General features: G+C 50.1%; 10 protein-coding genes. All 10 read right to left on the minus strand.

The window, feature by feature from the left end:
* Positions 1-107: 107 nt before the first annotated feature.
* The 10 genes from JIN82_RS04405 to JIN82_RS04450 all read right to left on the minus strand — a co-directional run bounded on the left by JIN82_RS04405 (position 108) and on the right by JIN82_RS04450 (position 11984).
* On the minus strand, positions 108-875 hold the full coding sequence (locus JIN82_RS04405) for a c-type cytochrome (RefSeq protein WP_200310428.1): 768 nt from the start codon (positions 873-875) through the stop codon (positions 108-110).
* A 38-nt stretch (positions 876-913) separates the two neighbouring features.
* A complete protein-coding gene (locus tag JIN82_RS04410) occupies positions 914-1654 on the minus strand; it encodes a hypothetical protein (RefSeq protein WP_200310429.1) in 741 nt (246 codons plus the stop codon).
* A gap of 39 nt (positions 1655-1693) precedes the next feature.
* A complete protein-coding gene (locus JIN82_RS04415) occupies positions 1694-3178 on the minus strand; it encodes a cbb3-type cytochrome c oxidase subunit I (RefSeq protein WP_200310430.1) in 1485 nt (494 codons plus the stop codon).
* A gap of 39 nt (positions 3179-3217) precedes the next feature.
* Positions 3218-3511, minus strand: a complete 294-nt coding sequence (locus JIN82_RS04420; RefSeq protein WP_200310431.1) for a hypothetical protein — start codon at positions 3509-3511, stop codon at positions 3218-3220.
* A gap of 30 nt (positions 3512-3541) precedes the next feature.
* Entirely contained in the window at positions 3542-4969 is a 1428-nt protein-coding gene (locus JIN82_RS04425; protein ID WP_200310432.1) for a hypothetical protein, read from the minus strand.
* A 24-nt stretch (positions 4970-4993) separates the two neighbouring features.
* Complete coding sequence (locus tag JIN82_RS04430; RefSeq protein ID WP_200310433.1) at positions 4994-5623, minus strand: c-type cytochrome; 630 nt, start codon at positions 5621-5623, stop codon at positions 4994-4996.
* 69 nt (positions 5624-5692) lie between these two features.
* Positions 5693-6247 carry a DUF3341 domain-containing protein gene (locus tag JIN82_RS04435; protein ID WP_200310434.1) on the minus strand — a complete coding sequence of 185 codons (555 nt, stop codon included), beginning with the start codon at positions 6245-6247 and terminating at the stop codon, positions 5693-5695.
* Between the two features lie 27 nt (positions 6248-6274).
* Entirely contained in the window at positions 6275-7753 is a 1479-nt protein-coding gene (nrfD, locus tag JIN82_RS04440; RefSeq protein ID WP_200310435.1) for an NrfD/PsrC family molybdoenzyme membrane anchor subunit, read from the minus strand.
* A 48-nt stretch (positions 7754-7801) separates the two neighbouring features.
* Positions 7802-11218, minus strand: coding sequence for a TAT-variant-translocated molybdopterin oxidoreductase (locus JIN82_RS04445; protein ID WP_200310436.1), 3417 nt, complete (start codon positions 11216-11218; stop codon positions 7802-7804).
* Positions 11219-11267: 49 nt separating this feature from the next.
* Entirely contained in the window at positions 11268-11984 is a 717-nt protein-coding gene (locus JIN82_RS04450) for a cytochrome c3 family protein (protein WP_200310437.1), read from the minus strand.
* Positions 11985-12325 lie beyond the last annotated feature (341 nt).

The raw sequence follows: 12325 nt of genomic DNA on the forward strand, positions 1-12325 counted from the left end.
TGTGGGAGAATCCAGCTGGATCCCTCACCATGCATGAAATCTTAACGACTATGCATATCTTGCTCAGGCAGGTGAAATAACCTACCTGAGAAGTTTTTCAAGTATAATTATTCAGCAGCCTTTTCAGGAACTAATGTTCTCTTATTGACTAGAGATGTAGGATCTAGCGCTTCGCCTGGGAGAGCGACGGCGTGATCAGCTTGCAACTCAGCAGCAGTGAATGATTTAGCACCAATTGTATTGGAAAGCGCAATCGCTTCTTTAGCCATATCTACTGAGATGATATCGCCACTATCGTTGCCCCATGCGTTACGCACGTAAGTCAACAGCGCAGCGAGTTCTGCAGGTGAGAGGCCTTGGCCCATAGCAGCCATGACACCATCGTATGATTTTCCAGCTACTTCGATTGGTCCATTGATACCATTCAGAGGAATCAGCGCCAGTGTCTGGGTATGACCAGTCACCCACTCAGATCCTGCAAGCGGCGGGATACCTGTACCACCTGCACCATTTGGCTGGTGACAGCTAGCACACTTAGTTGAGTAAACTTGCTCACCTTTACGCATGAAGGCTTCCATTGCCTCAACCGGCTTATCCACAGCTCCACCGCCCGGCTGTACAGCACGTACGTATTTGACTGGGGCTGATTTTTGATAATCGAACATGTGCCCACCAGCTCCAATAACGCCACCTGCAATCAGCAGAACAATAGCGCTACCAATGATGACCCAGAGCGAGAGTGGCTCGAGACCTTCTTCCTTGAGACGCTTTTCACGCGCAGCTGGAGAATTCAGTCCAGTGTGAGCATCAGTCACATTGGTGGTCTCATCGAGATCCGGCTTATCCGGAAATGAATTGTTATTCGTGTCAGACATGGGATGTAAAATCTATGATGAAGTGAATCCAGCTAGGCTTATTCTTCTTCGTCTTTGTTTGGGTTATAATTGATGCTATCGGGCACTGGCTGGTCACGCTTGAGTGACAGCAGGTAGCTAGTGAGCGCTACAGCCTGATCGTTAGGGATGACCATATATCCTGGCTTATTTTCCAGCGGCAGAGCTATATCAGTGCCTTGGCCTGAGTTTTTCACCTGCTCAAAGAATCCCAGCTGAGATGGGCAATTTGACCATTTTTCGTGAGTTTTCGTCACCGTATTGCGCGGGTTATAGAAGTGCAGGTAGAGGTACATCTCAGGGCTGATGCCAAGCGCTTTTGCTTTAGCATTGATGCGATGTCCAACGTTGCTGAGATCTTGGCCGATGCGGTTGGTACCGATCTGGGCAAATTTCTCACCTTGGTAATCCCAAGCTGTAGTTTCGCGGCGTGTATCACCACGTTTTTCGTCATCCATCACGCCAGCGAAATCTGGGCGCCAGAGATCGGTAACGACCACGGATGAGCTAGCTGAAAGCGAAGTTGGGCGAATCAGCTGGGTGTGACAGTTATAACAACCATTAGAGGCGTAAACCTCGGCACCTTGTGAAATCAGGCCTGCGTTGACTGGATTAAAGTAAACCTCAGATTTGCCAGAGTCTTTGTCGCCCATTGGCAGAGGAGCCGCATCTGTCATCTTGATAGCTGGTACCAAGAGCATGAAGATGAATGGCAGTCCAAAGCTAGTCAGCATTAAGATGATAAAGTATTTCAATTTCATGATGATTAGGAAATTTGTGATCTTAGTTCGCTTTGGCGATTAGTTGTTATCAATCAATCCTTCACGACCGTGTGGGCCAGTAGCGGAATGATCATGAGTCAGCAGAGTTGGGTGATTGCTGCGGCGTCCGAGGCGCAGCCACATCAGCGTGAGATGGAAGAGGAAGAACACGTTAGAGAGCAGCATGAATCCCCAAACGATAGAGGTAGCGATAAGGAATGGACGAGTCGCCATGAACGCGCTGTACCATGGTTGCTCCCAATCTTGCTGAGCCACACCTTGAGAAATGCTACCAAACAATGCGATGCAGCCGAGCAGCGTGAGCACACCGTAGATAGAAAGCCAGAAGTGCCAGCGGATCATACGGCGTGAGATCCACTCACGGCGAGTGATGCGAGGAACGATGAAATAAATCGCACCAAACATGGTCAAGCTGAAGAATCCGTAGAGGCCAACGATATCCAGACCGTAACCAGCTGAAGTAAACTGCGTGATGGCGATCATATCAGGACGCGCTAGGAAGGCGCCAAAGATAGCGTAAGATAGCAGACCAATCACGCCAGCTACTGTAAAGCGCAGTGATGGGCTGTGAGCCACAGTCTGAGCTTTGCCTTTGAGTGTCTTGAACAGACTTACAGTCAGCGCGAGCACTGGGATAACCACAGCGATCGTAGCTGCCGCACTGGTGAATGGCATGAATGTTGGGATTGGAGCACCCATCAGCACTTGCATGCCAGCCCATGGAGCAAGTCCAGCCAACAGCCAGAATGCCACTTGTGAGAGTGAGTAATTGTACACCGCACGACCGGTGATTTTTGGCACCAAGTAGAAGGCCGCAGCCACACCAATTGGTACAAAGAAGAGCAACATCAGCGCTGAGCGGAACCACGCAGCGGAAGCGGTTACCATCAGTGGGTGGATGTCGAAAACGTGCACAAACAGGTTCGCAGCAAGAAATACCCATGGGAACCAGATGATTGCTCCGAGCAGGAACCACTGAGAAACGTAGATGTGCTGCCAGCGGCGAACACGGAAGTGAATCATAGACCAGATCGCAATCGCTGCATATGTAGCTAGCATTGGAGCCCAGATGAATTCAGGGAAATCCATCCAGTAGATACCAGATCCTTTTCCAGCTAGAATGCAGATGGTGCCCAGGGCAACCAGAACATTCCAGACGTGTCCAGCTACCAAGATAGCTACTGAACTACGGCTTTCCTGGCGAGACAGACGGGCCATCAGCCAGATGGCGACGCCAAATGCAGCCTGCAATCCCCATCCGTAGATCAGGGTATTCAGGTGAGCTGGGAAAACTCTACCATAATTTAAGGCTGAGCAATTTCCCAGAAAATCTGGGCTGTGCGCCTTCATGGTGGCGATCATCGCCAAAACGAGTGATACGGCTAACCAAGCGGCCCCACTGGTGAAGAAAAACATCACTGGGTGACGCAGAGAGTGGTCAATAAGCGCTCTCTGCTTGCCGTGCTCGGCTGAAGGAATGTGGCTATCGGGTGCTGATTCCATGGTGTTGTGTAAAAATCTGGTTAATTATAGGGGCTAAAATTACTGCGCGGCTGGTTTATCAGATGCGCTTGGCTTCTGCTTAAGCAGCTCAGCACCCACCTTATCGAAGGCAGTTGTTGGGTTTGCTTCTTTTAATGCAGCCTCCTCAGCAGCATTGACCTCTTGGTTGACCTTCATCCGGCGCTCGGCGTTTTTATCTTCGGCATCCACCTTGCCACAAACTGAGCAAGGCACGATGACGACGGCTAAAATGCCAAAGGCTACGAAGAGACCCAGACCAAACCAAAATGTGCTGAATCTGCGGAAGAATGTATCTCGTGGATTGGAGTCCATAATGATGAATTAGTTTTGAGCTTCTTCGGGTTAGTTGGAAACGTTAGCTGACTCGAGGATACGAGCGTCACGGTTTGGATAGAGCGATTGCTTACCGAGGTTACGCAGCAGGATGAACATGAAGAATGACCCCACAGTGACAAAGGCTAAGATATCTCCCCAGAAGGCTCCGCTGAACCATAGCGTTGGCTCAAAGCCATTCATGGTGCTGAGTGATGGAGCGCGCTCAGGGATGACGATGATGTACATATCGAGAATATGCAAAATCAGCATGTAAGAGGCAAAAATGCAGGCCAGAGCTGGCTTACGCTTCATGTAATGTGGCAGCATGAAGACAAATGGCACGGCGAAGTGACCAAATACCAGGATGATGTTAGCTACGTTCCAGCCCTCTGTATTTCGCAGCAGGAAGTAACGAGTCTCCTCGGTGATGTTTGCGTACCAGATGAGGAAGAACTGAGAGAAGTTCACATACGCCCAGAAGACGATGAAGGCGAACATCAGCTTACCCATAATGTGGTAGTGCTCGGCGCTAGTTACCGTTTTCAGGTACCCCTTACTGCGCAGCCATGTGAGCACGAGGATCAATACTGCCATTGAGTTCAATACAGAACCAGCAAAGTAACATACTCCCCACATAGTTGAGAACCAAGTGTAGTCGAGAGCCATCAGCAAATCGAAAGCGATGAAACTGATAGACAGACCGAACATGATCAAGCCAGCTGGCGCCCAGTAGCGCAACTGCAGTGTGCTCTTAGCACTTGGATTGTCGTCAGTATCTTGTTTGACCGACTTATTTTTCAGCCAGATAACAAAGCCACCGAGGCCCACAAAGTAGAGTGCCATGCGTACGTACCACCAGTTGAGGTTGACGTAGAAATACTTCACATAGAGCAAGTGATCATGTGGATCGTGAGACGCGTGCAGGCCATCTTTAGCGTAGCTACCAAAGATACCACCACCGATGGCATCTTTTGCCGCCGCGTAGTTGAAGCCAGTTTCACGGTGAATATTCATCCACTCAAATAACTTAGACTGCACCTGCGGGAAGAAGAATGGAATCGCGATGATCGCCATCCATGGGAAAACTGTAGCCAGGTTCTCCATCAGACGACGAATCGACACGCCCCAACCTGAGTTAGAAACATGATGCAGAATCAGCCAGAAACAACCGCCGAATGACAGTGTAACGAAGTAAGCAAAGGCGAAAAGCCATGAGTAGGCGTAGTTGCCGCGGATGTCACCGCCGGGAGCGTCAGCTACTGGCTTAGTGATGAAAGCTGCAGCCTCAGATGGGCTTTGCTCTTGGTAGCTACCGGCAAAGAAAAGCAGGTAAACGCTGAGAATCAGACCAACAAATGCCAGCCCACCAAAAATCATCATTGGCTTAGCCAACTTTGACTTATCGATGTGTTCACCGTCAGCCGGGATATCCTTAGATGTAACGAAATGTGCCATGGGATGTGATAGAAATGGGTTGGATTACTTGCTCTCGTTTGCTGCGGTCTGTAGGGCGCGAACGTAGGCAATGATCGCCCAGCGGTCGCGTGTGGAAATGTTTGCTGCGTAGCCACTCATCTGCCTTACACCGTGAGAGACGACGTTGAACATCTGGCCATCTGGGTAAGTCTGAGAACCGAAGCTCTCCAGCTTGAGGTTAGCTACACCAGTGATGCCGATTTTAGCGACGATGCCTTTGCCGTCACCAGCTTCGCCGTGACATGGTAGGCAGGAAATGTTGTAGCGCTCTTGGCCGCGGCGCAGGAAGGCTGCGGTATTCTCAGCTGTCAGCCCGAGTTCTTCAGGCATGCCAGTTCCGTAAGTGCCGTCGATCTGGCCAGTGTGGTAATAGCCCACACCGTTTGTGAATCCGTAGCCGTTAGCATCTTCAGCATTGGCTTCAAAGCCGCGCGGAATGGTTCCCACTACTGGCTTACGAGCACCCATGCCGTCTTGGAAAAACAAGCTAGGTTTCTGAGCTTTTACGTAATCTTGTTCGTCCATATCTGGGAAGATACGGAGCGGTCTCTCACTGAATTTTTGCCCGCGGAATCCGAAGATACCGATGACCATCACGATGATCAATGTGTAGGCGAGAAGAAAATAGCGCATGATAAATGGTTTTTGAGTTGTCTAATGAGTCGCGGATTCCAGCCAACTGGCTAGTTTCCATTCATGTGGTTAGTCTTCCTCTTCAACGAGTTCGATATTGGTTCCACCGGCTTCCTCGAGTAGCTCTCGAGTAGCGTCGGCATTAAAGTTAGGGTCGCGTGCTTCCACCGCGATGAAGAACGCGTCATCAGTCACGCGCTTGAACTGCTTGCTCGCAAACAGTGGATGGTTGAGACGTGGCAGGCCCATCAGGCCAAGCACTCCAAACAAGGTAGTGAAACCTGAAAGAAGAATCGTCAGCTCAAATAAGATTGGGAAAAAGGCCGCTGTAGTGAAAATGTTAGCTGGCTTCGCCTGAACTACGGTTGGGTAGATCACCACCTGAGTGGTATAGGCAAGCGTGAAGCCTGTGATGAGACCAAGGGTACCACCACAGAAAACCAGGTAAGGAAGGATGGACCGTTTCATGCCCATCGCATTGTCTAAGCCGTGAATTGGGAACGGCGAATAACAATCCCACTTTTTAAAGCCGGCATCACGTACCTTTTCAGCTGCTTTATAGAGGGCAGATGCGCTCTCATATTCAGCGAGGTAACCATAAACGCGTTTTGCAGATGTGCTCACAATAATGTAGTTGTTAAATGGTTGTGTTTATTTGGCTTCTCCGCCGTGAAGTTCTTGTTGATAGGCTTCAGCCTTTTCAGTGCCATCATCTGGATGATCGTTGATGTCATCGAAATGCGGGTCACTCTGTTTAAGTGTCCATTTCACCTCTGCAATGTTGATACATGGCAGGAAGCGTAAGAAGAGAAGGAAGAGCGTGAGGAACATGCCCACGGTGCCGACGTAAGTCATGATGTCGACTGCACTTGGGTTGTAGTATTTCCAATCACCTGGCAGCCACATACGTGGAAGTGTGGTGACAATAATTACAAATCGCTCAAACCACATGCCGATGTTCACCAGCATACAAACGCCCATAACGACCCAGAGGTTCTCGCGCATCGCTTTGGCCCAGAAAATCTGTGGCGCAACCACGTTGCAGAACATCATGCAGAAGTAAGCCCAGTCGTATGGTCCTGCGATTCGCAGCCAGAACGCTGCACCTTCGTATTTAGATCCTGAGTAGAAAGCTACAAACAACTCCATGATGTAGGCGTAACCAACGATGGTACCAGTCAAGAGGATGATCTTGGCCATGTTGTCGATGTGCTTCATCGTGATCATGTCCTGCAGACCGTAGATGAAACGCGCTGGGATCATGATAGTGAGTACCATGGCGAAACCACCAAATACCGCACCAGCCACAAAGTATGGCGGGAAAATAGTCGTGTGCCAGCCAGGAACCACTGAGGTCGCAAAGTCAAACGAAACGATAGAGTGAACGGAAAGAACCAGCGGAGTAGATAGCGCTGCGAGAAGAAGGTACATCATCTCGTAGTGGCTCCACTGACGGTTACCGCCACGCCAGCCGAGAGCAAAGATACCGTAGAGCATCTTACGCAGACCAGGTTTGCAACGGTCACGGATAGTAGCCAGATCTGGAACCATGCCCATGTACCAGAAGATCAAGGAGATAGTAAAGTAAGTGGAAACCGCAAATACGTCCCACAGCAATGGTGATTTGAAGTTCTGCCAGATCGCATTGGCATTTGGAATTGGTGCTAGGAACCAAACCATCCATACACGACCAACGTGGAACATTGGATAAATACCCGCACAGCAGACCGCAAAAATGGTCATCGCTTCCGCTGCTCGGTTAATCGAGGTTCGCCAGTTTTGTCGGGTAAGGAACAAAATCGCCGAAATCAAGGTACCGGCGTGACCAATACCAATCCAGAAAACGAAGTTAACAATCGGCCAGCCCCACATTGCGTTGTTGCTGTTGCCCCAAACACCGACACCGGTGGAGACAAGGTAGAATAGACCGCCACCTACGCCGATCGCAGCTACGATCACACTTGGGATGAAGAGCAGCCACCAAATCAGCGGCTGACGACCTTCGATGATGCCACAGATGGTCTCTGTGATCCAGTTGTAGGATCGGTTGTTAAGGATCAGCTGCTCACGCTCCAAGACGGGAATCTTGGGCTTGTTACTGTCTGTTCCGGCTGTTGCAGAATTTGCCATGGTTTCTTATGAAATTAGGTATTAGTAAATGTGATAATTCTCAGCTGATTAGTGCATGGAGATGGTGGCTTTACCAATCGCCTTAGCGTCTGGCATCTTGGCATTTGGATTCTTAACGCGTGCCAAGTAAGTGGTACGCGGCATGGTGCCAATGTAGTTGAGTAGGGCGTAGTTACGCTTCGAGTCACGAGCGCGAACCACGGTCTCTTTGTCACCATTTTGGATGTTACCAAAGGTAATGGCTCCAGCTTCACAGGCGTCTTGGCAAGCCACGCGCACTGAGTTCACTGGCGGACGCATTTCTGCATCAGAAACGCTAACTTCAGCTGAAGGAACTCCAGCAGCCACTGACTTGTTCTTAAGAACTGACTTGGCCTTGATCTTAGCTTCCTGCAGGCGCTGCACACAGTAAGTACATTTCTCCATCACACCACGCATACGAACAGAAACGTTCGGGTTGCGCTGCAGGTGTGGAGCTTCGCCCACTTGCTTCTCACCGAGAGGTCCTTTGTAGAGGTTCTTGTGAACTAGCGGGTTGCGCTTGTTGTAATCAAAGAAGTTGAAGCGACGTGCTTTGTACGGGCAGTTGTTAGCGCAGTAACGAGTACCGATACAGCGGTTGTACGCCATTGTATTGAGACCGTCTTCTGAGTGAACGGTAGCATTCACTGGGCAAACAGTTTCACATGGAGCGCTTTCACACTGCTGACAGGCTACCGGCTGAGGAATCATCTCTGGGTTAGACTCGTCGTAAACTGGCACCTGATGACCGTGGCCATCATCTTCAGTGATCAGTTGACCATTGATGTCTGTTTTCTGCACCGCAGCAAAGTAGCGGTCCATACGGATCCAGTGCATCGCGCGACCAATCGCCACCTGAGTTTTACCCACAACTGGGATGTTGTTTTCCGCCTGACAGGCTACCAAACAAGCATTACAGCCAGTACAGCTGTTGAGGTCGATGGTCATCGCCCACTGCTGACGTTTGTCAAACAGGTGCTCGTCGGCTTGGTACTTATCGTGCCAAGTGCTTGAGCCTTTCTGTTTGTAGAGAGAAATATTTGGCGGTGCGTGTGAATCAACACCTTGCTTTTTCACGCCTTCTAGCTGCTTCTCGAAGCTGCCTTTGTGCTCCACGTCGTTAGTGGAAATCTCGCGAGCAATCGCGCGACCGTACATTGAGTGGTGCTCCTGAGTCACCGCGGTGCTGTAGCGTTTATCGAGGTCTTCGATCTTCGCGCCAGTGGCGATGTATGGAGTTTCAGCGGTGCGTAGCAGATAGGCATTGAAACCTGTGTTGACGCCTACTTGGCTAACATTCGCTGCACCTTCAGTGCTGAGGCCTAGCTCGTTGTGCTCGTCGTACCCTTGACCGTAACCAAGTGCGATTGAGATCAAATTATCAGCCTGACCAAATGCCACCATCACTGGGATTTCCAGCTCGGCGCCATTGACCACAACTTTGATCACTGGCTGGGCGCGATCGCGACCTTCACCGTCAGGACCAACTGGTGCGTTAGGCTTGGAAACATCCACCATGCCGTACAGCTTACCTTTTGGCTCCAGCTGCACGAGTTTCTCATAGAGTCCCAGATCTTTAGCTGTCTGCGGCGAAATCATCGCGCAGTTATCCCAAGTGATCTTGGTTAGCGGATCCGGAGCTTCCTGCAACCAGGCGTTGTTGATGTAGCGACCATCCAGAACTGATGGATCCGCTAGGAATGAAATTTCTAATGCCTCAACTGTAGGAGCAGCTACTGCCGCGCCAACTACAGATGATAGATCAGCTGCACCCACTTGAGCGGCTGCATAAGCTCCCTTATCTGAGAATCCGTCGCGCAGCAGTTTTGTCCACGCGGCGTCGCCTGCCCCACCAATGCCTTCAAAGGTCTTGCGAACCTCTTTGTAAGCAGGTGAAAGCTTGGCGCCTTCGGTGATAGAGTTGAAAAGTTTGCTACCAGTTAGCAGAGCAACCAAAAGATCCAGCTCAGAAACACCACCGTAGAGTGGCAGAATCATTGGCTGAACAACGGTGTAACGACCGTCAGCAGCATAGGAATCACCCCAACTCTCGAGGTAATGAGCAGCAGGAACGTGCCAGCTAGCTGCATTGGCGGTGGCATCGAGGCGTTCGCCCAAATGCACCAAGTTTTTCAGTTTCTTAGCGGCAGCGGCAAATCCAGCGGCGTCGTACACTGGGTTAGCTGGACCAACGAGGATCACATTTTCCACGGCACCAGAATCGATGTCAGCGAGCAGATCAGTTAGTTTGCCGTAAGCACCAGAGTTAGTCACTACTGGCTTGAGTGTTTTGCCGTAGCTGCCGAGCTTCTGGTTGATCGCAATCACCAGCTGCTGGACGGCTTCACTGTGACGTGAGCCAGCTACTACCACACTGTGACCAGCGTGTGCTTTCAGGTCAGCGGCACATTCTTTTACCCACTTCTGCTCGAACTCACCGAGCGCGCCAGCTGGAACCTGAGTGCTAACACCCAGCTCAACAGCAACTGCCGCAGCGATGCGAACAATCTGGCTTGGAGCAATGCGCAGGCGGTGATCCGCCATGCCACCTGTCAGGCTGAAGATACCTTCAGCGATATAAAGACGATTGATGCGGTTTTTGTCCGGCTTCTGGTCGTACTGAGGACCTTCAACAGCGCGGTTGTTATAAAAACCACTAACTGGACCCTGCTGGTCCATTTCTAGAAAATCAGCATCTAGCGAGAGAATGCGCTCAGCCTTGCTGTAATCAGCAATAACAGCTGATCCTTTGCCAAATACTTTTTCGTTAGCTAGCTTCTGACCTTCGCCAGCTAGAGCTTCGTATTTGTAAAACTTAGATCCGCTATGCTTGGCGGCAATCTCACCTACCAAACGGTCGCGAGTCGCTGAGTTATCTTCACCAAATACAAAGGCTGTCTTATTAAGATCAGCGGAGAGCTCTTTGGCAAATTCTTCAAACTCGCCACGAGTCACTGTTTTACCAGCCTTAACAAAATCACGTGAACGAGCTGGATCGTACATGTTAAGCACAGATGCCTGAGCAAATGTACCTGTACCGCCCTGCTTGCTGAACAAGCGGTTAGGCTCAATCTTTGTAGGACGACCTTCGTGTGTAGTCACTACTAGAGATGCCGCACCTTTGGCAGATGGCATCGACGAAGCATAATATAGTGGCTTCCCTGGGATCACCCATTCAGGTGCCTCAGCGAAAGGAACGATCAATGATTCAGGGCGGCGACATGACGCCAAACCAAATCCAGCCAAAGCTGTAGATGCCCCCATCAACTTCATGAATGAACGGCGAGTTACCTCGCGATCTTCTTCGGTCTCAATCTGGGCTGAACCCTCTGGGAATTCACGTTCCAAATACTCACGGAACTGTGGCGTATCCTCCAGCTGGCCAAGACTACGCCACACTTTCGTGCCGGTCTCTTCTGCCTTATTCATCTTGCGGTCGCTCATTATCTTTCTAAATGCTTTGTTTTCCTATTAGCAGGCGTGGGATACGAAATTATCGGTGACAGGTGAAACAGCTCTCTTTCGGCTGAATGCTCCACTTCTCTTTTAGGGCCTTGCCCAAAGCCAGCTGGGCATCTTCTCCAGCCTCAACTTTGATCCCTAACTCAGGATGCGCTGCGAGATATTCAGCCGCATCAAACTTCAAATTATACACTTCTTCTAGCGGTCGCAGGTGCTTCTCTGGCGCGCGGTGACACTCCAAACAGAAATCCATGCTCAGGCTCTTATCATGCCAGACTTTGCGCATTTCATCGACCTGCCCGTGACAGCTAACACATGAAATACCGCGGTTAAGGTGAGCTGAGTGATCAAAGTAAACGTAGTCGGGCGCTTTGTGAATGCGCACCCACTCGATGGGTTTACCTGTATACCCTGCGTAACTCTCATCAACTGCTGCTCGCAGTGGTTCAAGCTTCGGATTCTCCGTTTGTACGTGCTGGTGACACTTCCAACAAGTGTCAGCCGTAGGCACATTGGCATGGCCGCTCTCTTCCACAAAACTGTGGCAGTAACGACAATCAATACCGTTCTGAGTGACATGCAATGCGTGATCAAAGGGGATAGGCTGGTCCGGCTGATAGCCGACCCTCTGTGCTTTCGGAGTTGCATAATATGCAAAACCCGCAGCTACACCTAATGCGATACACGCAACAGATCCTGCGATCTGAAACGGAACTAAATTGGACCAACGTGGAAAGAAATTAGCCATGACTTCTGCGGGGCTTTTAGGGCTTGTTAAAAATTTCACAAGCAAATTTCGCGCAAAATTTGACAATTAGTACTCAGCTTATCGTTAAAAATACTCTACTAAACGCCTGATCTCAGGCCATTACAGCATCCACGCCCTGCAAACGACCGTTCCTAAACGCAATTTGACAAATAAAGAAGTACATTTCTCCTTTAGTCTATAAGGCATAGAGGCAAAAAAACCAGTGTCAGCAGAGCTGACACTGGTTGCTTTTTGCTATTCTTATCCAGCTACCAAACAAGGTAATCACCAAGCAATTAGCCAGCTTTCAAAAAACTTACGTCAGTATAATGGAGCCAACT

This window comes from Persicirhabdus sediminis (assembly GCF_016595495.1).
In the GTDB taxonomy this organism is placed as follows: domain Bacteria; phylum Verrucomicrobiota; class Verrucomicrobiia; order Verrucomicrobiales; family Akkermansiaceae; genus Persicirhabdus; species Persicirhabdus sediminis.

Bases quoted from the DNA above. Each gene is read 5' to 3' on its own strand.
- JIN82_RS04415 (WP_200310430.1), bottom strand. From the start codon at position 3,178: ATGGAATCAGCACCCGATAGCCACATTCCTTCAGCCGAGCACGGCAAG.
- JIN82_RS04410 (WP_200310429.1), bottom strand. From the start codon at position 1,654: ATGAAATTGAAATACTTTATCATCTTAATGCTGACTAGCTTTGGACTG.
- nrfD (WP_200310435.1), bottom strand. From the start codon at position 7,753: ATGGCAAATTCTGCAACAGCCGGAACAGACAGTAACAAGCCCAAGATT.
- JIN82_RS04420 (WP_200310431.1), bottom strand. From the start codon at position 3,511: ATGGACTCCAATCCACGAGATACATTCTTCCGCAGATTCAGCACATTT.
- JIN82_RS04445 (WP_200310436.1), bottom strand. From the start codon at position 11,218: ATGAGCGACCGCAAGATGAATAAGGCAGAAGAGACCGGCACGAAAGTG.
- JIN82_RS04425 (WP_200310432.1), bottom strand. From the start codon at position 4,969: ATGGCACATTTCGTTACATCTAAGGATATCCCGGCTGACGGTGAACAC.
- JIN82_RS04405 (WP_200310428.1), bottom strand. From the start codon at position 875: ATGTCTGACACGAATAACAATTCATTTCCGGATAAGCCGGATCTCGAT.
- JIN82_RS04450 (WP_200310437.1), bottom strand. From the start codon at position 11,984: ATGGCTAATTTCTTTCCACGTTGGTCCAATTTAGTTCCGTTTCAGATC.
- JIN82_RS04430 (WP_200310433.1), bottom strand. From the start codon at position 5,623: ATGCGCTATTTTCTTCTCGCCTACACATTGATCATCGTGATGGTCATC.